Origin of the sequence: Ornithinimicrobium sufpigmenti, from assembly GCF_004322775.1 — a bacterium.
GTDB classification, from domain to species: Bacteria; Actinomycetota; Actinomycetes; order Actinomycetales; family Dermatophilaceae; genus Ornithinicoccus; species Ornithinicoccus sufpigmenti.
This window is the reverse complement of the sequence record NZ_CP036403.1, coordinates 590695-614850: the sequence shown is the minus strand read 5'-3', so window position 1 is coordinate 614850 and position 24156 is coordinate 590695. Positions and strand designations below refer to the sequence as shown.

At 72.1% G+C, this 24156-nt stretch carries 23 protein-coding genes and 1 tRNA gene; 7 read left to right on the top strand and 17 right to left on the bottom strand.

Going from position 1 to position 24156, the window contains the following annotated elements:
- Positions 1–7 precede the first annotated feature (7 nt).
- From ESZ52_RS02935 to glmU, 6 genes are all read right to left on the bottom strand, one after another.
- Positions 8–667 (bottom strand): methionine ABC transporter permease, encoded by a 660-nt coding sequence (locus tag ESZ52_RS02935; protein ID WP_131103620.1) that lies wholly within the window; start codon positions 665–667, stop codon positions 8–10.
- Complete coding sequence (locus ESZ52_RS02930; protein WP_131103619.1) at positions 667–1647, bottom strand: methionine ABC transporter ATP-binding protein; 981 nt, start codon at positions 1645–1647, stop codon at positions 667–669. The genes ESZ52_RS02935 and ESZ52_RS02930 overlap by 1 nt, the downstream gene beginning before the upstream one ends.
- A gap of 476 nt (positions 1648–2123) precedes the next feature.
- Complete coding sequence (pth, locus tag ESZ52_RS02925) at positions 2124–2723, bottom strand: aminoacyl-tRNA hydrolase (RefSeq protein ID WP_131103618.1); 600 nt, start codon at positions 2721–2723, stop codon at positions 2124–2126.
- Positions 2724–2882: 159 nt separating this feature from the next.
- The gene (locus tag ESZ52_RS02920; RefSeq protein WP_131103617.1) at positions 2883–3530 is read right to left on the bottom strand and encodes a 50S ribosomal protein L25/general stress protein Ctc; all 648 of its coding nucleotides are present in this window, start codon (positions 3528–3530) and stop codon (positions 2883–2885) included.
- Between the two features lie 384 nt (positions 3531–3914).
- Entirely contained in the window at positions 3915–4898 is a 984-nt protein-coding gene (locus ESZ52_RS02915; protein WP_131103616.1) for a ribose-phosphate diphosphokinase, read from the bottom strand.
- A complete protein-coding gene (gene glmU, locus ESZ52_RS02910; protein ID WP_272948397.1) occupies positions 4898–6409 on the bottom strand; it encodes a bifunctional UDP-N-acetylglucosamine diphosphorylase/glucosamine-1-phosphate N-acetyltransferase GlmU in 1512 nt (503 codons plus the stop codon). Before glmU ends, ESZ52_RS02915 begins: the two co-directional genes overlap by 1 nt.
- A gap of 81 nt (positions 6410–6490) precedes the next feature.
- Here glmU and ESZ52_RS02905 point away from each other — a divergent pair, with 81 nt between their 5' ends.
- The 3 genes from ESZ52_RS02905 (at position 6491) to ESZ52_RS02895 (ending at position 7782) form a co-directional block, all read left to right on the top strand.
- Complete coding sequence (locus ESZ52_RS02905; protein WP_131106390.1) at positions 6491–7099, top strand: TetR/AcrR family transcriptional regulator; 609 nt, start codon at positions 6491–6493, stop codon at positions 7097–7099.
- Between the two features lie 63 nt (positions 7100–7162).
- Positions 7163–7244: transfer RNA gene (locus ESZ52_RS02900), tRNA-Gln, on the top strand.
- A 19-nt stretch (positions 7245–7263) separates the two neighbouring features.
- Positions 7264–7782, top strand: coding sequence for a MarR family winged helix-turn-helix transcriptional regulator (locus ESZ52_RS02895; protein WP_131103614.1), 519 nt, complete (start codon positions 7264–7266; stop codon positions 7780–7782).
- On the opposite strand, the gene ESZ52_RS02890 is transcribed toward ESZ52_RS02895, so the two are convergent.
- From ESZ52_RS02890 to rsmA, 4 genes are read right to left on the bottom strand one after another with little or no spacing between them, the layout of a single operon-like run.
- On the bottom strand, positions 7748–8734 hold the full coding sequence (locus ESZ52_RS02890) for an arsenic resistance protein (RefSeq protein WP_131103613.1): 987 nt from the start codon (positions 8732–8734) through the stop codon (positions 7748–7750). The genes ESZ52_RS02895 and ESZ52_RS02890 overlap by 35 nt on opposite strands.
- A gap of 44 nt (positions 8735–8778) precedes the next feature.
- On the bottom strand, positions 8779–10623 hold the full coding sequence (locus ESZ52_RS02885; protein ID WP_131103612.1) for an ABC-F family ATP-binding cassette domain-containing protein: 1845 nt from the start codon (positions 10621–10623) through the stop codon (positions 8779–8781).
- The gene (locus tag ESZ52_RS02880; RefSeq protein ID WP_131103611.1) at positions 10623–11564 is read right to left on the bottom strand and encodes a 4-(cytidine 5'-diphospho)-2-C-methyl-D-erythritol kinase; all 942 of its coding nucleotides are present in this window, start codon (positions 11562–11564) and stop codon (positions 10623–10625) included. Before ESZ52_RS02880 ends, ESZ52_RS02885 begins: the two co-directional genes overlap by 1 nt.
- Positions 11561–12457, bottom strand: a complete 897-nt coding sequence (gene rsmA, locus ESZ52_RS02875) for a 16S rRNA (adenine(1518)-N(6)/adenine(1519)-N(6))-dimethyltransferase RsmA (RefSeq protein WP_202865399.1) — start codon at positions 12455–12457, stop codon at positions 11561–11563. Before rsmA ends, ESZ52_RS02880 begins: the two co-directional genes overlap by 4 nt.
- A 72-nt stretch (positions 12458–12529) precedes the next feature.
- Here rsmA and ESZ52_RS02870 point away from each other — a divergent pair, with 72 nt between their 5' ends.
- The gene (locus ESZ52_RS02870) at positions 12530–12847 is read left to right on the top strand and encodes a thioredoxin family protein (RefSeq protein ID WP_131103610.1); all 318 of its coding nucleotides are present in this window, start codon (positions 12530–12532) and stop codon (positions 12845–12847) included.
- On the opposite strand, the gene ESZ52_RS02865 is transcribed toward ESZ52_RS02870, so the two are convergent.
- Entirely contained in the window at positions 12837–14030 is a 1194-nt protein-coding gene (locus ESZ52_RS02865) for a zinc-dependent alcohol dehydrogenase (protein ID WP_131103609.1), read from the bottom strand. The genes ESZ52_RS02870 and ESZ52_RS02865 overlap by 11 nt on opposite strands.
- Positions 14031–14108: 78 nt before the next feature.
- On the opposite strand from ESZ52_RS02865, the gene ESZ52_RS02860 reads away from it, so the two are divergent.
- Positions 14109–15089 (top strand): SDR family NAD(P)-dependent oxidoreductase, encoded by a 981-nt coding sequence (locus ESZ52_RS02860; RefSeq protein ID WP_131103608.1) that lies wholly within the window; start codon positions 14109–14111, stop codon positions 15087–15089.
- Between the two features lie 63 nt (positions 15090–15152).
- On the opposite strand, the gene ESZ52_RS02855 is transcribed toward ESZ52_RS02860, so the two are convergent.
- From ESZ52_RS02855 to ESZ52_RS02830, 6 genes are all read right to left on the bottom strand, one after another.
- Positions 15153–15890 (bottom strand): hypothetical protein, encoded by a 738-nt coding sequence (locus tag ESZ52_RS02855; protein WP_131103607.1) that lies wholly within the window; start codon positions 15888–15890, stop codon positions 15153–15155.
- A gap of 537 nt (positions 15891–16427) precedes the next feature.
- Entirely contained in the window at positions 16428–17276 is an 849-nt protein-coding gene (locus ESZ52_RS02850; RefSeq protein ID WP_131103606.1) for a TatD family hydrolase, read from the bottom strand.
- Positions 17273–19090: a methionine--tRNA ligase gene (gene metG / locus ESZ52_RS02845; RefSeq protein ID WP_131103605.1), complete on the bottom strand. Its 1818-nt coding sequence runs from the start codon at positions 19088–19090 to the stop codon at positions 17273–17275. The genes ESZ52_RS02850 and metG overlap by 4 nt, the downstream gene beginning before the upstream one ends.
- A gap of 32 nt (positions 19091–19122) precedes the next feature.
- A complete protein-coding gene (locus ESZ52_RS02840) occupies positions 19123–19992 on the bottom strand; it encodes a hypothetical protein (protein ID WP_131103604.1) in 870 nt (289 codons plus the stop codon).
- A 126-nt stretch (positions 19993–20118) separates the two neighbouring features.
- On the bottom strand, positions 20119–22380 hold the full coding sequence (locus ESZ52_RS02835; RefSeq protein ID WP_131103603.1) for a hypothetical protein: 2262 nt from the start codon (positions 22378–22380) through the stop codon (positions 20119–20121).
- Positions 22373–22858, bottom strand: a complete 486-nt coding sequence (locus ESZ52_RS02830; RefSeq protein ID WP_131103602.1) for a SigE family RNA polymerase sigma factor — start codon at positions 22856–22858, stop codon at positions 22373–22375. The genes ESZ52_RS02835 and ESZ52_RS02830 overlap by 8 nt, the downstream gene beginning before the upstream one ends.
- Positions 22859–22973: 115 nt before the next feature.
- Between ESZ52_RS02830 and ESZ52_RS02825 the strand changes: the two genes are divergently transcribed.
- A complete protein-coding gene (locus ESZ52_RS02825) occupies positions 22974–23747 on the top strand; it encodes a HipA family kinase (RefSeq protein WP_131103601.1) in 774 nt (257 codons plus the stop codon).
- A complete protein-coding gene (locus ESZ52_RS02820) occupies positions 23744–24127 on the top strand; it encodes a DUF3037 domain-containing protein (protein ID WP_131103600.1) in 384 nt (127 codons plus the stop codon). Before ESZ52_RS02825 ends, ESZ52_RS02820 begins: the two co-directional genes overlap by 4 nt.
- Positions 24128–24156 lie beyond the last annotated feature (29 nt).

Below are 24156 nucleotides of genomic sequence, written 5' to 3'. Positions count from 1 at the left end.
GGCAGGGTCAGCGGTGCGCGAGCCGGCGGGCGACCCGGTCACCGGCGGACTGCAGGAGCTGGACCATGACGAGCAGCACGACGACGCAGGCGAGCGTCACCGCGGTGTCGAAGCGTTGGTAGCCGTAGCGGATGGCGAAGTCGCCCAGCCCTCCGCCACCGATCGCACCGGCCATCGCCGAGTAGGAGATGAGCGCGATGAGGGTGACGGTGCCGGCGGCGATCAGCCCGGGACGCGCCTCGGGCAGCAGCACGGTGCGGACGATCTGCCGGGTGCTGGCGCCCATCGCACGGGCCGCCTCGACCTTGCCGGGGGCGACCTCGCGCAGCGAGGCCTCGACCAGACGGGCGAAGAAGGGCACCGCGGCGATGGTCAGCGGCACGATGGTGGCGGTCGAGCCGATCGTGGTGCCGGTGAACAGGCGGGTCACCGGGGCGACGAGGACGAGCAGCACGATGAACGGCACCGAGCGGCCCACGTTGACCACGGCTCCGAGGACGTTGCTCACCACGGCTCGCGGGGTCAGCCCGTCCGGTGCCGTGAGCAGGAGCAGCACGCCCAGCGGGATCCCGAGCAGCACGGCCAGCCCCATCGAGGCGGAGACCATGTAGGCGGTCTCGACGGTGGCCTGCCACAGGGCGGGTCCGATGCGGTCCCAGTCGATCATCAGGCCACCGCCTCGCGCAGCTCGGGCCGCCCGGCCAGGTGGTCGAGGGCGGCACGGACCTCGGTGGGTGCGCCGTCCAGGCGCACCTGCAGGCGGCCGAAGCGCTGGTCGCCCAGCGTCTCCACGGAACCGGCGAGCACGGCGACGTGCACGTCATACCGGCGGATCAGCTCGGTGAGGACCAGGTCGTGCTCCGCGCCGCCCACGGTGATCTCCACCACCTGCTCGCCGAGCGGGCGCTCGGGGCGGGGCAGCAGGCGGGTCGCGAGCGGCGAGTCCGGCCGGCTCACGACGTCGCCGAGGGCCCCGGCGTCGACGACCCGGCCGTCCTCGAGGAGCGTGACCTGGTCGCAGGCCCGCTTGACGACATCCATCTCGTGGGTAATGAGCACGGTGGTGAGGTCCAGCTCGTCGGTGAGCTCGCGCAGCAGGCGCAGCACCGAGGTGGTGGAGACGGGGTCCAGCGCCGAGGTGGCCTCGTCGCACAGCAGGACGTTGGGCCGGGGAGCCAGGGCCCGGGCGATGGCGACGCGCTGGCGCTGTCCTCCGGAGAGCTGGGCCGGGTGCACGTCCAGCTTGTCGGCCAGGCCGACCCGCTCGAGCAGGGCGGTGGCGCGGTCTCGCCGCTCGGCCCGGCCGACACCGGCCAGCTCGAGGGGCAGCTCGACGTTGGCCAGCGCGGTCCGCGAGTCCAGCAGGTTGAACTGCTGGAAGATCATCCCGATCCCCCGGCGGGCCCGGTTGAGCTCGCCGCCGGACAGGGCGGTCAGCTCCCGCCCGTCCACGACGACCGTGCCGGTCGTGGGGCGCTCGAGCAGGTTGACGATGCGGGCCAGGGTGGACTTGCCCGAGCCGGACGGGCCGACGACGCCCATGACCTGGCCCCGCTCGACGCCGATGCTCACGTCGTCGAGGGCGGTCACGGCGGCCTGCCGGCGTCGCGCCGGGAAGACCTTGCTGATGTGGGTGAGGGTGATCACGTGGTTCCTTGGGCAGGAAGGGCTGGCCGGACCGCCTGACGCTGCAGGCGGACGCTCTGGGTATGGCGTAGCGGCGTGGTAGCCGCTGGGTGGCCGGCCCGGGTGGGCTGGGTGGGAAGGTGACGCTCAGGCGACGGCGCTCGGGCGACGCATGGCCGCAGGACACTGGGTCCTGGCGGTGCCTGGCGTCGGGCGCATTCGTCGGCCGGTCATCTGGTCCTTCTCAGTTCGCAGGGTGCAGCGTCGCACCGAAGGGGTGGACGCGGGGTCAACGATAGGCCGTTCGGCCGGCCAGGACCACTCCGCTGACGAACGATATGCGCGAGAACCGGACTCGTGCCCCACCACAACTGGTGAACCTTCGACAGAGGCTTCCCTGTCGACGGATTCTTCCGGGAAGCGCCCGGCCCACACGCACAACCTTCCGCGGCCCACCGTGACCTACGTCATACGGCGCAGTGCGGCGTGCACGCGTCCTAGCGCGCGTGGAAGCGCTGCTGGGTCGCCTCCAGCCCCAGGTGCACCAGGTCGTGCACCGCGTCGGCCCCGTCGCCGACGAGGAGGTCGACCTCGACCTTGTCCCGTGCCGGGAAGTCGCTCAGCACGAAGTCGGCGGCGTCCTGCCGTCCCGGCGGCCGCCCGATCCCCAGACGCACCCGCAGGTAGTCACGGCTCCCCAGCGACTGGCTGATCGACCGCAGCCCGTTGTGGCCGCCCTCGCCCCCACCCCGCTTGAGGCGCACGGCGCCGAAGTCGATGTCCAGCTCGTCGTGCACGACGATGACCTGCTCCAGCGGCGTCTTGTAGAACTTCGCCAGCCCGCTGACCGGCCCGCCGGAGACGTTCATGTAGGTCATCGGCCGAGCCAGCACCGCACGCGGACCGGGCAGCCCGCCCGGTGCGGTCCCCAGCCGCACCTCGGCCGCCCACGCCCGGCCGGCCTTGTGCTCGCGCGGGGACACACCCGCCTGGCGGGCCAGCTCGGCGACCACCATGGCCCCGATGTTGTGCCGGTGACCGGCGTACTTCGGCCCGGGGTTGCCGAGCCCGACGACGAGCCAGGGTGCGGTGCTCATCGGCTCCTCCAGGGACGGGTGGGGGTCGTGGGTGGGTGAGGTGGTCGTGGAGGACTGCAGACACTCCACCTGGAACGGGCGAGGCCACGCCGCGGGAGGTCCCGCGGCGCGGCCACGTCAGCTGGTGAGCGATGACCGGTGAAGGTCACGCCGCGGGTGTCACTCCTCGGTGTCGCCCGCCGGCTCCTCGGCCGCAGCCTCGGGCTCGTCCTGCTCGATGCCGGCCTCGGCCTCGGCCTCGGCGAGCTCGGCCTCCAGGGCCGCCTCGGTGATCGCCGCGATGACGTTGACGACCAGAGACTCGGGGTCGATCGCCAGGCTGGTCCCCTCGGGCAGCTCGACATCGCTGGCCAGGATCTGGGTGCCGGCCGTCAGACCCTCGACGGAGACCGTGATGGACTCGGGGATGTTGGTGGCCTCGGCCTCGACGGTCAGCTCGGTCAGCTCGACGGACACGAAGGTGTCCGGACCGGCCTCACCCTCGACAAGAACCGCCACGTCGACGACGACCTTCTCGCCCTTGCGGACGATCACGAGGTCGACGTGCTCGATGAACCGGCGCACCGGGTCGCGCTGCACGTCCTTGGCCAGGGCCAGGTGCTCCTCGCCCTCGACGTCCAGGGTCAGCACGGCGTTGATCTGGCGCAGCGCCAGCATCGTCTCGTGGCCGGGCAGGGACACGTGCAGCGGGTCGGTGCCGTGCCCGTAGAGGACGGCCGGCACCTTGTCGGCGCGGCGGATGCGGCGAGCCGCGCCCTTGCCGAACTCGGTGCGCTTCTCGGCGGAGATCTTCAGCTGGTCAGACATAGGTCATGGCCTCTTCTGGTATGCGGTCGGGTCTGGTCGGGCCTCGACGCGGGACGCGGCACGCGATCAGTCATCGTGCGGTCATCAGGCGATCAACGCGGAGGCGACACGGACGGGCAGACCCGTCGGCATCCGCTTCGTCGATGACGGACGTCGTGGGACGTCCCTCGCCGAGGCAACCCCCCGAGTCTAGCGCCAGGTGGAGAGGGGATGAAATCCGATTGCCTGCTACGCCCGGCGCCCCCGACCGCCTGCTACGCCCGGCGCACCCGACCGCCTGCTACGCCCGGCGCACCCGACCGCCTGCTACGCCCGGCGCACCCGACCGCCTGCTACGCCCGGCGCACCCGACCGCCTGCTACGCCCGGCGCACCCGACCGCCTGCTACGCCCGGCCTTCGAACATCGACGTCACCGACCCGTCCTCGAAGACCTCCTTGATCGCCCGGCTGATGAGCGGCGCGATCGAGAGCTGGGTGATCTTCTCCAGCTGCTCCGCCTCGGGGCCGAGCGGCAGGGTGTTGGTCACCACCACCTCCTGGGCGCCGGACGCAGCCAGCCGCTCCACGGCCGGGCCGGAGAAGATCGGGTGGGTCGCGGCGATGACCACGCCCCTGGCCCCCTCCTCCATCAGGGCGTCCGCGGCATGGCAGATCGTGCCCCCGGAGTCGATCATGTCGTCGACCAGGATGCACAGCCGTCCCTCGACCTCACCCACGACCCGGTTGGCGACGGACTCGTTCGGCCGGTTGACGTCCCGGGTCTTGTGGATGAAGGCCAGCGGTGCCCCGGCGAGCTTGTTGCTCCACCACTCCGCGACCTTGATCCGGCCGGCGTCGGGCGAGACCACGGCCAGGGGCTGGTCGCCGTACTTCTCCTTGACGTAGTCGGTGAGGATCGGGGTCGCCATCAGGTGGTCGACCGGCCCGTCGAAGAAACCCTGGATCTGCGCGGTGTGCAGGTCGACCGCCAGGAGACGGTCGGCGCCCGCGGTCTTGTACATGTCGGCGATCAGCCGGGCCGAGATCGGCTCGCGCCCGCGGTGCTTCTTGTCCTGACGGGCATACCCGAAGAACGGCAGCACGACCGTGATCCGCTTGGCCGAGCCGCGCTTGAGCGCGTCGACCATGATCAGGTGCTCCATGATCCACTGGTTGACGGGGGCGACGTGGCTCTGGATGACGAAGGCGTCGCAGCCACGCACCGACTCGTCGAAGCGCACGTAGGTCTCGCTGTTGGCGAAGTCGTAGGCCTGGGTGGGGACCAGGGACGTCTCCAGATAGGCAGCCACCTCCTCCGACAGGGCCGGGTGCGCGCGCCCGGAGAAGACCATGAGGTTCTTCTCGGTGGTCCGGTGGATGCCGGTCATCAGCTCTCCTGGGTGGGGGTCGAGGTGGTCTCGTCGAGGTGCCGGGCGCCGCGGGCACGGGCGGCGTCCGCGGCCTCGGCGGTCGGGGTGCCGGCGCGGCGGCGCGCGACCCAGCCGTCGATGTTGCGCTGCCGGCCGCGGGCGACCGCGATCTGCCCCGGCTCCACGACGCCCTCGACGGCCGAGCCGGCGGCCACGTAGGCGCCGTCGCCGATGTCGACCGGAGCGATCAGCACGGAGTCTGAGCCGACGAAGCTGTGCCGTCCGACGTGGGTGTGGTGCTTGGTGACGCCGTCGTAGTTGGCGAAGATCGTGCCGGCGCCGATGTTCGCGCCCTCCCCGATGGTCGCGTCGCCGCAGTAGGTCAGGTGGGGCACCTTGGCCCCGGCGCCGATCCGGGCGTTCTTGGTCTCCACGAAGCCGCCGATCTTGCCCGACTCGCCCAGCGTGGTGCCGGGGCGCAGGTAGGAGAACGGGCCGACCGTGGCGCGGGGCCCGATGACGGCGTGCTCGGCCTGGGTCCGCACGACGCTGGCGCCGTCGCCCACGGAGGTGTCGGTCAGGGTCGTCTCGGGGCCGATCACCGCGTCCTCGCCGACCGTGGTCGCGCCCAGGAGCTGGGTGTGCGGGCGGACCACCGTGTCCTGGCCGATGCTCACGTCGACATCGATCCAGGTGGTGGCCGGGTCGACGACGATGACCCCCGCCTTCATGTGGCGCTCGACGTTGCGGGCGTTGAGGATCCGGCCCAGCTGGGCCAGCTGCGCCTTGTCGTTGACGCCCTCGGTCTGCACCAGGTCCGGTCCGTGCAGCGGGTGGGCCAGCACGACGCGGCCCTCGTCCCGGGCCAGCTTGACCACGTCGGTGAGGTACTTCTCGCCGGTGACGGGCGAGGGCACGATCCGCCCGAGCGCGCTGCGCAGGACCTCCGCGTCGAAGGCGTAGATGCCGGAGTTGTACTCGGTGATGTCCAGGACGTGGGCGAACTCGTTGCCCGACCGCCGGTGCTCCTCGGCGTCCTTGCGCTCCATGATCTGCAGCAGGTTGCCCTCCGCATCGCGGACGACCCGGCCGTAGTTGCCGGCGTCCTCCACCACCGCTGACAGCAGGGTGACCGCCGCACCGGCCTCCTCGTGGATCCGGGTGAGGTCGGCGAGGGTCTGCGGTTCCAGGAGCGGGACGTCACCCATGGTGACGAGCACCGTGCCGTTCAGGTCGTCCGGGAGGGCCGCCAGCCCGCACTCGCAGGCGCGACCGGTCCCGGGCTGCTCGTCCTGGTCGGCGATGATCGCGGCGGGGTCGATCTGGGCGACGTGGTCGGCGACGCGGTCCCGGTCGTGGCGCACGACGACGGCCAGATGGGCCGGTGCGAGGCTGCGAGCGGCATGCAGCGCGTGCCCGACGAGGGAGCGTCCGCCGATGGCATGGAGCACCTTGGGGATCTTGCTCTTCATCCGCGTCCCCTGGCCGGCGGCGAGGATGATGACGGCTGCAGGATGGTGGGTGGGCACGGCTCCGACTCTACCCGCGAGCCACCTTGGCATGATGGGGCGGTGAGCTCCCCCACACCCAAGGCCTCGGCGCGCAGCCGGATGACCGGTCCGCAACGCCGCCAGCAGCTCATCGAGGTGGGCCGGGGCCTGTTCGCGGAGAAGGGCTTCGAAGGGACCAGCGTGGAGGAGATCGCGCTGAGCGCGGGGGTCTCCAAGCCGGTGATCTACGAGCACTTCGGCGGCAAGGAGGGGCTCTACGCCGTCGTGGTCGACCGGGAGATCCAGGCCCTGCTCGGCCAGATCACCACCGCCCTGCAGGAGCACGGGGGCAACGCCCGGGCCCTGCTGGAGGCGGCCGCGCTGGCGCTGCTGGACTACATCGAGCACTCCACCGACGGCTTCCGCATCCTGGTGCGGGACAGCCCCCCGGGCCAGTCCACCGGCTCCTTCGCCAGCCTGATCAGCGACATCGCCAGCCAGGTCGAGCACATCCTGGCGGCGGAGTTCAAGCGCCGCCGGCTGGACCCCAAGACCGCGCCGCTCTACGCCCAGATGCTGGTCGGCATGGTCGCCATCCCCGGCGGCTGGTGGCTGGACTCCCGGCGGATGAAGAAGGACGACGTGGCCGCCCACCTGGTCAACCTGGCCTGGAACGGCCTGGCCGGCATGGAGGCCAAACCCACCCTGCGCACCAAGCGCAAGCACTGAGCCCACGGAGGTCGGCACCACCGTCCCGAGGCCCCGTTAGGCTGGTGCGGTGCTCCGGCACGTTCCCCGGTTGCTCTGCTGGTAGGGGCCGCCTGACTTTGAATCAGGATTAGCGACGAAGGTTCGATTCCTTCCCGGGGAGCCAGGCGCATAGGGTGACCGCCATGGTTCCCGAGGGCGACGGCGTCGACGAGGTCGACGAGGTCGACAGGATCGTCGCGGCATGGCGCCGTGAGCGCCCGGACCTGGACGTCGCCCCCCTCCAGGTGCTCTCCAGGATCTCCCGCCTCGCCCGGCACCTCGACCTGGCCCGCCGGCGTGCCTTCGCCGAGCGGGGGCTGGAGGCGTGGGAGTTCGACGTCCTCTCCGCCCTGCGTCGCGCTGGGGAGCCCTACCAGCTCACGCCGACCGCGCTGGTGCGGCAGACGCTTGTCACCAGCGGCACCATGACTAACCGCATCTCCCGGCTCGTGGAGCGTGGTCTCGTGGCCCGGTCGTCATCCCCCACCGACGCCCGGTCCGTGCAGGTCCGTCTCACCGGGACGGGGCGCGACGTGGTCGACGCGGCGATGGCCGAGCTCGTCGCGGGAGAGCGGCAGATCCTGGCCAGCCTCGACCCCGGGGAGCAGGCCCGGCTGGCCGGTCTGCTCAAGACCCTGCTGGAGCCTTTCGACGAGGCCTGACCCCGCGGAGGAGGACCCCGGGCACCAGACGCACGAGGACGATCATCCCCAGCAGCTCCACCACCGACTGCAGCACCACCACCAGGGCGGCCGTCTCCCACCCGGCCGGCAGGGACAGCGCGAACGGCAGCACGATGAAGCTGTTGCGCGTCGCGAGGCTGAAGGCCAGCGTCCGGCCCTGTGGCACGGGCAGGCGGACCAGACGGGCCAGCACCACGGCGAGCGTCACCGCACCGACGAGGTAGAGCCCCGACACCACGGCGACCACGCGCAGCACGGCACCGGACCCGGCGATCTCCTCCGCGTGACCGACCCCGACCAGCAGGATCACCACCGCCAGCAGCGGCACCGGAGCCGCACCGAGCCGATCCACCAGCCGTCGGCCCCTCGGGCGGTCAGCGGCCCACCGCATGGTCAGGGCGGCCAGGGCCAGCGGCCCGAGCAGCACCAGCAGCGCCGGCCAGACCTGGCCCGGGGTGAACACTCCGGTCACCGGGGTGCCGCCCAGCAGCCAGAGGTAGACCGGCAGCAGCGCCAGCTGCAGCAGCAGGGAGACCGGCGTCAGTGCGGTGGCGCGGGCGCCGTCCCCGCCGCCGAGCTGGGTGAAGGTGATGAACCAGTCCGTGCACGGCACCAGCAGGACCAGCAGCAGGCCCAGCCGCAGCGCCGGGTCCGGCGGCGCCAGCTGCACCAGGCCCCAGACCAGCAGCGGCACCAGGACGAAGTTGCCCACGAGGGCGGTGCCGAGGAAGCGGGCGTCGCGGAACGCCGCCGGCACCGAGGTCAGCGGCAGCTGGGTGAAGGTCGCGTAGAGCAGCACGGCCAGCACCGGCCACACCGAGGCCTCTGCGGCCCCGTCCAGCCCGGGTGCGGCCCGGCCGAGGAGCAGCCCGAGGACGAGCGCGGCGAGGTAGAACCACACCTGGTGGCGCTCCATACCCTCACGCGTCATGGCCGGGCTGCCCCGAGCACGCCCGTCACTGCCTCACCCACGGGTCAGTCCGCCGCCACCTCGGACGCCTCGAGCCACTCGGTCTCCAGTGCCTCCTCCTGGGCGTGCATCTCGGCCAGCCTCGCCGTCAGCCGCGCCAGCTCCTCCGGATCCGTTGCCGCGGAAGCCATCTGCTCGTGGATGGCTGCCTCCTGCTCGTGCAGCCGGTCCAGGGACCGTTCCACCCGGGCGAGCGTCTTGCGCGCCTCGCGCACCTGCGCGGCGGACGGACCCGAGGCGGGCGGACCACCGGCAGGACCACCGGCGGGGCGAGCTGCCGGCCCGCCACCGTCACCGCGGCGCATGACCCGCCTCAGCTCGAGATACTGCTCGACCCCACCGGGCAGGTCACGCAGGGTGCGGTCCCCGAGGAGGGCCACCTGCCGGTCGGTCATCCGCTCCAGCAGGTAGCGGTCGTGCGAGACCACGATGAGCGTCCCGGCCCAGCCGTCGAGCACGTCCTCCATCGCGGTGAGGGTCTCGATGTCGAGGTCGTTGGTGGGCTCGTCGAGCAGCAGTACGTTCGGCTCGTCCATGAGCAGGCGGACGAACTGCAGCCGCCGCCGTTCCCCGCCGGACAGGTCCCCGACCCGCGACTGCTGCCGGCCGCCGGAGAACCCGAGCCGGCGCGCCAGCGAGGATGCGGAGACCTCCTTGCCGTCGATCACGGTGAAGGAGCGCACCTCGGTGATCGCGTCGATCACGGTCCACCCCGCGACCCGGTCCAGCTCGCGCAGCTCCTGGGTCAGGCAGGCCAGCTGCACGGTCTTGCCGGTCTTCAGCTTGCCCGCCGCCAGGGGATGCTGGCCCTGCAGCACGCGCAGCAGGGTGGACTTGCCGGACCCGTTGACCCCGACTACGCCGTAGCGGTCGCCTGGCCCGATCCGCCAGGTGACGTCCTCCAGCAGCACCTTGGGCACCTGGTCGCCGACGGTCACCGTGGCCCCGAGCAGGTCCAGCACGTCCTTGCCCAGCCGCGTGGTCGCGAAGCGCATCAGCTCAGCCGTGTCGCGAGGGGGCGGCTCGCCCTCGATCAGCGCGGTGGCGGCCTCGATCCGGAACCGGGGCTTGCTGGTCCGCGCCGGCGCCCCCCGACGGAGCCAGGCCAGCTCCTTGCGCGCCAGGTTCGCCCGCCGCTCCTCGGTGACGCGGGCCACGCGCTGCCGTTCGACTCGCGCGAGCACGTAGGCGGCGTACCCGCCCTCGTAGGTGTGCACCTCCCCGTCCGCCACCTCCCAGGTCCGGGTGGAGACGGCGTCGAGGAACCAGCGGTCGTGGGTCACGACCAGCAGCGCGCTCCCGGACCGCGTGCGCTGTCCGGACAGGTATGCCGCCAGCCAGGCGACCCCTTCCACGTCGAGATGGTTGGTGGGCTCGTCGAGGATGAGCAGGTCAGGGTCGGCGATGAGCAGGGCCGCCAGCGCCAGCCGGCGACGCTCACCGCCGGACATCGGCCCCACACGCGCCTCCCACCCGCCGACGGCCTCGGCGTCGGTGCCGCCGAGCAGGCCCTCCAGGACCGTCCGCACGCGCGGGTCGCCGGCCCACTCGTGCTCGGCCAGCTCGCCGAGCACCTCCTCGCGCACGGTGGCGTCCGGGTCGAGCCGGTCGGTCTGGCTGAGCATGCCGATCGTGACGTTCCCGGTGCGGATCACCCGCCCGCCGTCCAGCGGACGGGAGCCCTCGATGACCGAGAGCAGGGAGGTCTTGCCACCGCCGTTGCGGCCGACGACGCCGATCCGGTCACCGTCGGAGACACCGATCGAGACGTCGTCCAGCAGCACCTGCGTGCCGGCGAGCAGCCGGGCCCCGTCCAGGGCGACGAGGGCCGCGGGGACCGCGACCGCCATCAACCCTGCCCCACGCGGTGCACCAGCTGGGTGCCCGGGACCGGGCCGACCGCCCGGAGGATCTCCCCGGTCGGTCCGTTGGCGGCCAGCCCCACGGAGAGGTCGATCGCCTGCGCCTGGGAGTCGACGAGGAAGGCGACGGTCGGCCCCGAGCCGGACACGACGCCGGCGCGGGCGCCCAGCTCCTGGCCCGCCTCGAGCACCTCGGCCAGGATGGGGTGCAGCGAGACCGCCGCCTCCTGCAGGTCGTTGTGCAGGGTGGCGGCGACCGCGTCGGTGTCCATCCGGCGTAGGGCGGTCAGCAGGTCCCCCGACGGTTCGGGGGCGCCGACCTCGGCGCCGCGCTCCTCCCGCAGCCGGTCCAGCTCGGCATACACGGCCGGCGTGGACAGGCTCAGCCCCTCTCCCGCCCACAGCACCCAGTGCAGCTCCCCCCGGGCCAGGACCGGCGTGATCTGCTCGCCGCGGCCGGAGCCGATCGCGGTGCCGCCGTGCAGGAGGAAGGGGATGTCGGAGCCCAGGCTGGCGGCCATCACCTCCAGCAGCTCGTTCTCGATGTGGTCCAGCGTCCACAGCTCGCGGCAGGCCACGAGGGTGGCGGCGGCGTCCGCGCTGCCGCCGGCCATGCCGCCGGCGACGGGGATCTGCTTGTCGATGTCGATGCGCACCGGCGGCACCGTGGCGCGGCGCTGCCGCCGGGAGGCCAGGGTGCGGGCGGCGACCAGGGCCAGGTTGGTCTCGTCGGTGGGGACGCGGTCGGCGAACGGGCCGGTGACGTGCACGGACCAGTCGTCGGCGGGCTGGACCGTCACGTGGTCGAAGAGGCTGACGGCGTGGAAGACGGTGGACAGCTCGTGGTAGCCGTCCTCGCGCAGTGGTCCGACGAACAGGCCCAGGTTGATCTTCCCGGGGACCCTGACCGTGACCGCGTCCGTCGTCATGACCTCACCCTATGGGCCGCGATCCGGGCGAAGTCCGCCACCCCGAGGACCTCTCCCCGGGCCCGCGGGTCCACACCGGCGGCGCGCAGCGCCTCCTCGGCGGCCGCGGGGGACCCGGCCCACCCGGACAGGGCCGCCCGGAGGGTCTTGCGCCGCTGGGCGAAGGCGGCGTCGACGACGGCGAAGACCGCCTGCCGGGAGGCAGCCGTGACCGGCGGCTCGCGGCGGACCATCCGGACCAGGCCGGAGTCGACGTTGGGGGCGGGCCAGAAGACGTTGCGGCCGATCCGCCCGGCGCCGGACACCTCGGCATACCAGTTGGCCTTGACGCTGGGCACGCCGTAGACCTTGCTGCCGGGGGCGGCCGCGAGCCGCTCGGCGACCTCGAGCTGGACCATGACCAGCACCGTCTCCAGGGTGGGCACGGTGGCCAGCAGGTGCAGCACGACGGGGACGGCGACGTTGTAGGGCAGGTTGGCGACCAGCGCGGTCGGCTGCGGGTCGGGCAGCTCGGCGACCCGCAGCGCGTCGGTCTGCAGGACCGTGAGCCGGTCGGCCAGGTGCGGCGCGCGGGTGGCCACGGTCTCCGGCAGCTGGCCGGCCAGGACCGGGTCGATCTCGACGGCGGTGACGTGGCGCACCTGCGGCAGCAGGGCCAGGGTGAGCGAGCCGAGGCCGGGCCCGACCTCGAGGACGACGTCGTCCGGGCCAACCTCCGCGGCCCGCACGATGCGCCGGACGGTGCCCTTGTCGATGACGAAGTTCTGGCCCCACGCCTTGGTGGGCCGGACACCCAGCCGGGCAGCGAGCTCGCGGACCTGCGCAGGGCCCAGCAGGTGCTCGAGGTGGTCCCCGTGCTCGTCGGGCTGCTCCTGCGGCTGCTCGGTCGTCACCGGTGCATGATCCCATGCCCGCAGCACGCCGCCGGGGTGGTCACCCCTGCGGTGATGAACGATGCTGGGTGGATGACCACCTACGCCACCGAGCAGCCCCGGCGGGAGACCCTCGACGCGACGCAGGGACCGACGGTCGTGATCTTCGGCACCGACTGGTGCGGCTACTGCCGGGCGGCAGACCGCTACATCGCGCCGGCCCTGGCAGAGCACCCGAGGCTCCCTGTGCACGCCGTCGAGGACGGGAGGGGCAGGGCCCTGGGACGGTCCTACCGGGTGAAGCTCTGGCCGACCCTGATCTTCCTGCGTGACGGGGTGGAGGTCGCCCGCGTCGTCCGCCCCAGCCGGCGTCAGGAGATCGACGAGGCGCTGGCCACCGTCACGGCTTGAGCACCACCTTGATGCAGCCGTCCTCCTTCTTCTGGAAGGTCTCGTACATCGCCGGGGCGTCCTCCAGCGGGACCCGGTGCGTGGCCAGGGACTCCAGCCCCAGCACGTCCTCGTCCTGGCTGACCAGCTCGAGCAGCTCGGGGGTCCACTGCTTGACGTGGCACTGACCCATCCGCAGCGTGAGGCCCTTGTCGAACATGTCGAGCATCGGCATCGGGTCGACCGCCCCTCCGTAGACGCCGCTCAACGAGACCGTCCCGGCGCGGCGGACCGCCTCGAGGCTGGCATGCAGAGCGGCCAGCCGGTCGATCCCCAGGTTCTCGATCATCGGCTTGGCGACCAGGCCGGGCAGCTTGCCGACGGCGTTGATCATCTTCTCGCTGACCGGGTTGCCGTGGGCCTCCATCCCGACGGCGTCGAGGACACCGTCGGCGCCCCGGCCCTCGGTGAGGTCACGGACGGCAGCACCCACGTCCGCGGCGTCGTCCAGTCCGTCACGCAGGTCGATGATCTCCGCGCCCCACTCCGCCGCGAGCGCCATCCGCTCGGGAACCAGGTCGACGCCGATGACCCGCAGACCGAGGTGGCGGGCGCTGCGCACGGCGAGCTGGCCGATGGGGCCAAGACCCATGACGGCCAGCGTCCCGCCCTCGGGCACCTCCGCCCACTTCACGCCCTGCCAGGCGGTGGGCAGGATGTCGGAGAGATAGAGGTAGCGCTCGTCCGCGCCGTGCTCGGGCAGCCTGACCGGCCCGAACTGCGCCTGCGGCACCCGCACCATCTCCGCCTGACCGCCGGGCACCTGGCCGTAGAGCTCGGTGTAGCCGAACAGCGACGCCCCCTTGCCCTGCTCACGGTTCTGCGTCGTCTCGCACTGGGCGAAGAAGCCGCGCGAGCACATCCAGCAGGTGCCGCAGCAGATGGTGAAGGGCACGACGACGCGGTCCCCCACCTTCAGGTCACCGGTCTGCCCGCCCACCTCCTCCACGATGCCCATGAACTCGTGACCCAGGACGTCGCCCTGGTCCAGGTAGGCGCCCAGGACCTTGTACAGGTGCAGGTCCGACCCGCAGATCGCGGTCGAGGTGACCCGCACGATCGCGTCGGTGGGCTCCTGGATGACCGGGTCCGGGACCGTCTCCACCCGCACGTCCTCCACGCCTTGCCATGTCAGTGCTCGCATGCCTCGACGGTAGGGGCCGCCCCCAGGGGGACGCACTCTCAAGAGGCACGGCCCCCCGGGCGGTCCTACCGTTGCGGTATGCCGACGCCCACCGACCCACCCACCGTCCCCCGGCCCGTGGCCCTGGTCATGGGCGCCTCCCGCGGCCTGGGCCTGCTCATCGCCCGCGAGCTGCTGGAGCGGGACCACCGGGTGGTCATCTGCTCCCGCACCCCGCCCGACCTGGAGGTGGCTCGCGACCAGCTCCTCGCGCGGCAGCCCGGGGGCCAGGTCGACGTGCGCGCCTGCGACGTCAGCGACCGGGCCGCGGTCCAGGACCTCGTCCACGAGGTGGAGTCGACGGTCGGTCCCATCGAGGTGCTGATCACGGTGGCGGGCATCATCCAGGTCGGGCCGGCGGAGACGATGACCTTCGAGCACTTCGACGCCTCGCTCGGGATCATGCTGCACGGCCCGATCAACGTGACCCTGCCGGTCGTGCGGCGGATGCGCGAGCGCGGTCACGGCCGGATCGGCACTATCACCTCGATCGGCGGGGAGGTCACGCCCCCGCACCTGTGGCCCTACGCCGTCGCCAAGTCCGGGGCCGTCGCCTTCAGCGAGGGCCTCTCCGCCGAGCTGTCCGGGACCGGGGTGACGGCCACGACGGTGGTGCCCGGGCTGATGCGCACCGGCTCCCACGAGCGTGCCCACTTCACCGGCCAGGCGCACAAGGAGTATGCGTGGTTCGGCCCGGCGGCCTCCCTGCCGCTGCTGACGATGTCTGCGGACCGGGCCGCCCGCACCATCGTGGAGGCGGTGCTGGCCGGGGAGACGCGCTGCGAGCTCACCCCGCTCACGAGGGTGGCCACCCGGTTCCGGGGGCTGTTGCCGGGGGTGACGACGCGGATGATGGGGCTGACGACCCGCCTGCTGCCCTCCGCCTCCGGCCCGGGCGAGACGATCGAGGGGCGAGCTGCCCAGCGGCGGCTGGACTCGAGGGTGGTCGACGTGCTCACCACCCTCGGCAGCCGCGCTGCCCAGCGCAACAACGCACGCGGCCCCAGCGCCACCCGCTGACCGACCAAGCGCACGATCCTCACCGACCAAGCGCACGATCCTCACCGACCGAGCGCACGGTTTTCATCCAGTGCGACGCCGTGCTCTCCGGTAGCGCAGACGCTCGGCGTCGATGGACGGCGTCCGCACCTCGAAGGGCAACCGACGCTGCTCGCCTCGCCACACCGCATACGCTCCGACCTCCTGTGGACGCGCGGCGGCGAACGCCGCGTTGACGCGACCGGCGACGGCCCAGCCTTCATCCCGAACTTCGCTGGGTGACCACCGCACCACTTCGAGGCCGAGCGCCTCGATGCCGCGCTGCCGGACGACCTCTGCCTCCAAATTCTCGCGCACGACCTGCTCCGGCGCGCGGGAGTCGCCGTTGCTGCTGAGGAAGTACTTCGAGAAGCCGTCCGCCTCGCCGACCACACCGACGTGCGGCCACAGGCCGTCGACCCTGGCCACCCACCGCCCGTCGAGGTCGAGGATGTCCACCTGGTGCAGCGGCATGGGGACGCCGAGCAGGTGCAGCCTGCCGAAGGAGTACGACTCGCCCCAGCTCTCGCGCATCGGATCGGCCAGCTGCAGCGCGGCGAGCGCCTTGGGCCGACCCGGCCATCTCTTCTGCTTCTCCAAGGTAAGGCGCAGATCCGGCAACGAGACGATCTTGCGGCGCAGGGCGTCATCCAGCAGGGCGAGACCTGTGGGCAGGCTCCGCACCCTGAGGTAGTCGGCCACCGTCCTGACCGGGTCCGTCACCAGCAGACCGTTCACGGTTCCCGCCTCGTTCTCCATGGAGTCGCTGTGGTGGAACTGCACACCATCCTGCCTTCGTGAGCAGGGGAAGCGTTCGATCGAGGTGAGATCTACCGACATCTGCGGAGCCAGCGAGACCAACATGTCGTGAACGACAGCGGCACTGGTATGGCTGCCTGCGTGCCCTGGGTAGCGGCGCAAGGCCAGGGCGAGGGCGTTCAGGTGGTCCTCACGGCACTGTTCCCAGTGCTCCAGCTGAAGCATGGGATCAGGTGGGCGGACCACGGCATACCAACCGTGACACAGGCGGATCACCTCGCCCGAGGCGACGGCGCCGTCAAGCTCGCGCCATGTCCATCCCAGGCTCATGGCCTCGGACGTTCGGAAGAGGTCAGGGAGTGTGCGGTGTCTCACTCATCGACCGTCTCCCGCTCAGCAGCGAAGAAGAAGGGGCCGGGGTGAAGGTGTGGACAACGGTGCTGCCTTAGAGGACTTGTGGAAACGGTGCGCCCGGTCGGGGAGAACGGTGCGCCCGGTCGGGAGAAGCGTGCGCCCGGTCGGGAGAAGCGTGCGCCCGGTCGGGGAGAACGGTGCGCCCGGTCACCAGGAGCCGTAGACCGCCTCGCTGTTGGCGGACAGCGCCTGGCAGAGCTCGGGGACGCTGACGTTCAGCGTCTCGGCCATGGCCCGGACCGTCAGCGGGACGAGGTAGGGGGCGTTGACCCGGCCCCGGTGCGGGGTGGGGGTCAGGTAGGGCGCGTCGGTCTCCACGAGCAGGTGCTCCAGGGGCGTGACCGCCAGCGCGTCGCGAAGACCCTTGGCCGACCTGAAGGTGACCGTGCCGGCGAAGGACAGGTAGTAGCCGCGGCGGACGCACTCCCTGGCCATCTCCATGTCCCCGGAGAAGCAGTGCAGCACCGTCCGCTCCGGCGCCCCCTCCTCGGCGAGGATCCGCAGGATGTCCTCGTGCGCATCCCGGTCGTGGACCTGCAGGGCCAGGCCGAGCTCCTTGGCCAGCGCGATGTGCCGCCGGAAGGAGTAGTGCTGGGCGTCGACGCCCTCCGGGCCCGTGCGGTAGTAGTCCAACCCGGTCTCGCCGATCACCCGCACCCGGGGGTGGCGGGCCAGGGCGGCGATCTCGTCGATCGCCTCGTCCAGGTCACCGGCGGCCTGGTGGCCGGGCGCCTCGTTGGGGTGGATCGCGACGCCGCCGAGCAGCGCCGGGTGGTCGTCGAGGACCGAGACCGTCCACCGGGCCGAGCCCAGGTCGCAGCCGATCTGGACCAGCCGGTCCACCCCGACGGCAGCCGCCTCCGCCACCACCTGGGTCAGGTCCACGACCGGGGCGTCGTCCCGTCGGATGTCCAGGTGGCAGTGGTTGTCCACCACGGCGAGCGGCAAGGGGTCCGGCGCCGGGGGACGCTCGGCCAGCCGGTGGCCGGACGTCATACCCCTGCCTCGTCGACCAGCCCGAGCCGCGCCCGCTCCTCCTCGACCACCGAGGTGTCCAGCTTGGCGAAGATCGGTGACGGCTTGACCACGGGGGCCCCCACGGTGACCGGCCGGCGCTCCCAACGGGGGGCGGCCGAGTACTCGCCGGTGATGACGGGATAGCCCGGTCCTGACGGGTCGTCGAGGTCGTCGACCTCCCGCAGGACCGGCATCGGCTGGAAGACACCCTCCCCGCCCAGGGCCTGGTGCACCGCGGTGGAGCTGTGCGGCAGGTAGGGCGAGAGGATCGTGTTGAGGTCCACGACCGCCTGAGCGAGCACGTGCAGCACGGTGGCCAGCCGGTCGCGCTGGTGGTCGCCCTTGAGCTTGAACGGCTCGGTGGCGGAGACGTAGGCGTTGGCCTCGCCGACCAGGCGCATCCCCTCGGCCAGGCCGGCCTTCTGCTTGTGGGTGGCGATGAGCCGTCCGACGGTGCCGAAGCCCTCGGCGATCTGGTCGAGCAGGGCGCGGTCGATGTCCTCGAGCTGCCCGGCAGCCGGGATCTCCCCGAAGTTCTTGGCGATCATCGCGGCGGTGCGGTTGACCAGGTTGCCCCAGCCGGCGACCAGCTCGGTGTTGGTGCGCTTGACGAACTCGGGCCAGGAGAAGTCGGAGTCCGCCGTCTCCGGCGCGGCGGCCGAGAGGAAGTAGCGCAAGGCGTCGGGCTGGTAGCGCTCCAGGACGTCGCGGACGTAGATGACGATCGAGCGCGAGGTGGAGAACGCGCGGCCCTCCATGGTGAGGAACTCGCTGGAGACCACCTCGGTCGGCAGGTTGAGCTCGCCGTAGGGACCGACCTCGCCACCCTTGCTGCCCCGGCCGTTGTGCGCGAGCATCTCGGCCGGCCAGATCTGGGAGTGGAAGGTGATGTTGTCCTTGCCCATGAAGTAGTAGGCCAGGGCCTCGGGCTGGTTCCACCACTCGCGCCAGCGCTCTGGGTCACCGACGCGGCGCGCCCACTCCACCGACGCCGAGAGGTAGCCGATGACGGCGTCGAACCACACGTAGAGCTTCTTCGAGCCGTCCTCCTCCCAGCCCGGCAGCGGGACGGTGATGCCCCAGTCGATGTCCCGGGTCATCGCCCGGGGACGGATCTCCTCCAGGATGTTCTGGGAGAACTTGATCACGTTGGGCCGCCACAGGCCGCTGGCCTCGCGCCCGTCGAGCCATGCCCCGAGGGCCTCGGCGAGCGAGGGCAGGTCGAGGAAGAAGTGCTGGGTGTCCGTGAACTGCGGGGTCTCGCCGTTGATCTTGGAGCGGGGGTTCACCAGGTCGATCGGGTCCAGCTGGTTGCCGCAGTCGTCGCACTGGTCACCCCGTGCCTCGGCATACCCGCAGATCGGGCAGGTGCCCTCGATGTAGCGGTCGGGCAGGGTGCGCCCGGTGGACGGGCTGATCGCCACCTGCTGGGTCTGCTCGATCATGTAGCCGTTGGCGTGGCAGGCCAGGAACATCTGCTGCACGACGCGGTGGTGGTTGGCGGTGGTCGTGCGGGTGTAGAGGTCGTAGGAGACTCCCAGCGCGACCAGGTCCTCGGCGATGAGGCGGTGGTTGACGTCGATGAACTCCTGCGGGCTCATCCCGGCCTTGTCCGCCTGCACCAGGATCGGCGTGCCGTGCTCGTCGGAGCCGGAGACCATGAGCACCTGGTGGCCGGCCATCCGCATGTACCTGCTGAAGACGTCGGAGGGGACGCCGAAGCCGGCGACGTGGCCGATGTGACGGGGTCCGTTGGCGTAGGGCCAGGCGACGGCAGACAGGACATGGCTCATGGGTCACCATCCTAGGTGGCCGGGGGCGACGCTCAGCCGCGCGCAGCGAGGCGGTGCAGGACCGGCAGGTCCTCCGGAGCCATCCGGGCGGCGACCTGGCGCATCCGGTCGTGCCGCTCGGCCGGTCCGTGGTTGCCCAGGAAATGGGTGAACCAGCGCGCCCACTGCTCGTAGGAGAGCGCGGAGTGCACCACGAGCTCACGGTCCGGGTGGCGGCGCAGCAGGCTCTCCCGCCAGACCTTGACCGTCGCCGCGAAGTAGTCGAACTGCCCTGGGCACAGGTCCTCCAGCGGCGCCACCCGCAGGCCGGCCTGGGCGGCCGCGGTGGCCACGACGGACTCGTCGTTGGGGTAGGGATCCACGGGCGGCTCCGCCTCGCCGATGCGCAGCCGCAGCTGGTATGCCGCGTCGACGGCCGCCTCGGTGGAGCGCGACAGGGGGAACAGGCACCGGTAGACCGGGCCGCCCGTCAGCTCCGCGAGCGCGGGACGCCAGAGCCAGCCCTCGGGGGCAGGACCGAAGCGGGGGACGAGCAGGTCCTCCTCGTGGGCGCTGAGCGCCTCGACCCAGTCCCGGATCGAGGGCAGGGCGAAGTGCACGTCCGGCTCGGTCACCCAGTAGTGACGCAGGTCCGGCTCCTGCAGGGCCCAGAGATAGAGGCCGTAGTCACCGAGCCGCCACCCCGGCCGTTCGACCCCCCGGTGCCGCAGCCCGATGCCGTCGAGCACGTCCGGGTCGATGCTGACCACCTGCCAGCCCTTCGGCCAGACCCGTCGCTCCCGGAAGTCGTCGGAGAGGATCCACACCCGGTCGGCGCCGAACTCGTCGACGAGCCGGTGGCGCAGCTCGATCAGGGACGAGCTGAGCTCGTGCGCTCGGATGGCGAAGCCGTCGTCGCCCATGCAGTCACTCCTTGCTCGCTCTTCCTTGCCGTCCCGCCGAAGGTAGTGCTTCGGCGGCGACCGGTCAGTGTCGAACCGGCACGCCGGGGACGACGGTCGTGCGGTGGCCGCGCGGCCCTGCCGAGCTCAGGGAAGCTCGGCCACGGTGCCGTCGTCGGTCCGGACCCCGACGCGTGCGGTCGCCCCGTCCGTGCCGGGCTCCATGACGAGCAGGGTGACCTGCCCGCTACGCCCTTGCGCGACCAGGACCTGGGCGGGCTTGACCCAGGTGCCGTCGACCTCGACGACAGGCTGCAGGTCGTCGGCGAGAACCAGACCCGGGACCGACACCGCCAGACCCTCCTCGCTCCAGGGCCACGCCCCGGGGATGGCATAGACGGAAGGCTCCGGCGGGCGGGCGTCGACGCGGGTGCGCTGCCCGTCACCGTCCACCGTGCTGACGCCGCCACCAGAGCCGTGCAGGCGCAGCGCCGGCCAGCCGGACGTGGTGTCTCGCACGATGAAGTCGCGTCCGTGGATGGTCACCGTCTCACCGGGTCCGTAGACCGGTGTGCCGTCCTCCGGCTGCTCGTCCAGGGCCCAGGCGAACACCGAGTCGTGGCGCACCGGGAGATCCACCGCTCCGTCCCCGTCGGTGTCCAGACCCTCGACGCACCTCTCGTCCATCTTGAGGCACTGGACCTCGGTGGCACGGACCGTCACCCCACCCGTGCTCCGGCTCACGCCACGCAGGACGACCGAACCCTCGGTCAGGACCGGCAGCGCCTCCACTGCGGCGTCCGAGGTCACGCTGAGCACCGCAACCCGGTGGCGCGTGCCGTCCATGCCGAGCACCAGCCCCTCGCCGTCGACCTCGCCCACCAGCAGGCCCCACGGGCCGGACTCCCCGCCCTCACCGGCTCGCCTCGCGAACCACAGCCCCTGCGCCTCGTCGACCGCGGCGACGACCTCGGGGCCGAGCGGGTAGGCCGGGACGGAATCCCCACCCAGCAGCGTCCACTCCTCTGCGCTCGACCCGACCTCCCGCTGCACACTGCCCAGGTATGCCGTGCCCTCCGGCAGCCTGCTCGCCGTCATCTCCCGGTCGCCGACCCGGACCGAGGTGCTGCCCGCCAGGAACGGTTCCGCCGGCCCCAACCCGCCTCCCGTGCTGAGGACCGGGACCCAGGCCTCGTCGACGGTGCCTGCGACCAGCACCACCGACTCGTCAGCGTCGTCCCACGACCACGCCTCCCCACGAGGCTGCTCGGCGCTGAGCGGCAGCTTGACACCCTCCTTCGTGGCGACCGGTTCGCCGTCCGGCCCGAGCGAGAGCTCGACGCGGTCCACCGAGGTCGGGAGGCCCTCGACCGAGGCGTCCTGGAAGACCCGGTCATGCCAGGTCTGGCCGTCCGTCGACCACTGGTAGGAGGAGGCGTAGTCGTCCCGGTCCACCGGCACCTCGTCCCGCGTGAAGGAGAAGACCGCGAACGCGGCACCACCGGCGACGGTCGCCGGCACCGGCTCCCCGTGCCGGACCACACTGCCCTCGTGGTCGTTCCAGACCAGACGGACGAAGCGTGCCTCGTCGACCGCCCGCACGAGGAAGAACTCGTAGTCCTCGCCGCCGCGCCACCAGGGTTCCGTGCCACCGCTGGACACGGGCGAGTCCGGTGCCATGGGCTCGATCCCGGACTCGTCGACCCAGCCGGCGGCTCTGATCTCGGGAAGGGAGAACACGCTCATGCTGTGCCGGCCGTCCGTCACCTCCCCCGTCTCCGCGACCAGGCCGTCCGCCGTCCACACGTTGCGGGCGGAGTCGTGGAGCACGAGGTGCTCCGGCACGTAGCCACGATCCGTCGTCGTCAGGTAGAAGATGTCGTCGTCACCCATCGACGCGCCGACCTCCCAGCCTTGCGGCGCGGGCAGGAAGTCGGCGCCGAAGTACGCCTCCGCGGGGGCGTCCCACACCACCACGGTCGCCCGCTCGCCGACGAAGACGTCCGCCCCACCGGCCATGGTCGTCCCCTCGACCGTCTCCTCGACACCCTCGACCGTGAACGTCGCGGACGCCGAACCGTCCGGCCTCTTCGTGACGATGAGCGGCGAGACGTTCCCACCGCGCGTCACCCCGTCCAGGACGGTCAGCACGGTCGGCTCGCGCACCTCCCAGGTCACCGACGCCGGCGAGACCTCGGGGGACCCGAGGACCGAGCCCTCACCCAGCCCCAGCCACACGGCACCGGCGAGCGTGAGCCCACCGATCGCCATACCGGCCCCCGCAGCGCGGCGACGCCGGGCCATCTGCCGTCCGCGGCCGACCACCGAGTCGCGGTCGAGGTGCAGGGGCGGGCTGTCGGCGGCGGCCCGGTCGAGCAGGGCCAGCACGTCTCGGTCGGCCTCAGACATGGCTCGCCTCATCTTCGCTCAGCTGGGCGCGCAGCCCGCGCAGCCCGTGCATGGTGTAGCTCTTGACGCTGCCCACGCTGATCCCGAGCGTCTCGGCGGTCTGCTTCTCGGACAGGTCGAGGTAGTGCCGCAGCACCACGCACTCCCGCTCGCGCGGGCTCAGCGTCCGCAGGGCTCGGACGAGGTCGACGGTCCGAGGGTCGTGAGCTCGACCCACCTCGGGTGTCTCCTCGGTCAGTACCTCGCGGCGGTGCCTGCGCCACCGGTCGGTGTGCAGGTTGGCCAGGACCCGGCGGGCGAAGGCCATCGGGTTCCCGGTGCGGACGGTGCCCCACCGGGCGTAGGTGCGGGCCAGCGCCTCCTGGGCCAGGTCCTCGGCGGCGTGCTGCTCGCCGGTCAGCAGCCATGCGGCCGAGAGCAACCGGGGGGAGGCGACGTCGAAGAACGTCGCGAACTCCTCCTCGCGGGACTGCCGCATGCCGCCTCCTCACGGGCCGTGCGGAGGACTCTGGCAGAACCCTCTCACCCTCTAACGCGCGGGGGGTCGCAAAGGTGGGGGTCTGCCCGTGCCACGTGCGGCTAGCCTGAGGCCCGTGCTCGACCACGTCACCGCCATCCGCTACGTCACCCCGCTGCGCGAGGGCGGCTCGCTGCCGGGCGTCGTCGAGGGCGCGGACCTGGGCACCTACGTGGTGAAGTTCCGCGGGGCCGGGCAGGGGCTCAAGGTCCTCGTCGCGGAGGTCGTCGTGGGCGAGCTGGCCCGCCGGCTGGGGCTGCCGGTCCCCCGGCTCGTCACCATCGACCTCCCGCCGGCGATGGCCCGCTACGAGGCCGACGCCGAGGTCCAGGACCTGCTCAACGCCTCCCCCGGCACCAACCTGGGCGTCGACCTGCTGCCGGGCGCCCTGGGCTACGACGGTTCCCGCCCGCCGGACGCCGAGCTGGCTTCGCGGGTCTACTGGCTGGACGCCTTCACCGCCAACGTCGACCGCACGTGGTCCAACCCCAACCTGCTCACCTGGCACCGGCGGACCTGGCTCATCGACCACGGCGCGGCGCTCTACTTCCACCACTCCTGGCCGAGCAGGGCACCGTCCGCGGAGCGCTTCGCGCAGCAGCCCTTCCGCGTGGGGGCCGACGACCACGTGCTGGGCGCGCTGGCGACGGACCTGCCGGGCGCTCACGCCGACCTGGCCCCTCAGGTCACCGCCGACCTCGTCGGCGAGGTCCTGGACCAGGTCCCCGAGGACTGGCTGGAGACCACGGACCAGCTGCCGGACCCGGCCGCCGTGCGCACGGCATACCTCGAGCATCTCCTCGCCCGGGTGCGAACCCCGCACGTCTGGCTGCCGGGAGGTCTGGCATGAGCTACGACTACCAGTACGTCGTCCTGCGGCTCGTCCCGCGCGTGGAGCGCGAGGAGTTCATCAACGTCGGGGTGGTGCTCTACAGCCAGGAGGCCGACTTCCTGCGCGGCGCGGTCGCTCTGGACGACACCCGCGCACTGGCCCTCGACCCCGAGGTGGACCTCGAGTCGGTGCGGGCCGCCCTGGATCAGGTATGCCGCGTCGCCGCCGGCCAGCACACGCCCGGCACCCCGCGGCTGGACCGGCCCGGACCGCGGTTCGGATGGCTCAGCGCCCCGCGCAGCACCATCGTGCAGCCCGGGCCCGTGCACGGCGGGACCACCGAGGACCCGGCCGGGACGCTGCAGCACCTGGTGCGTGTCCTGGTGCGCCGCAAGTAACGCAGGAGCGACGGCATACCCCCGTGGTT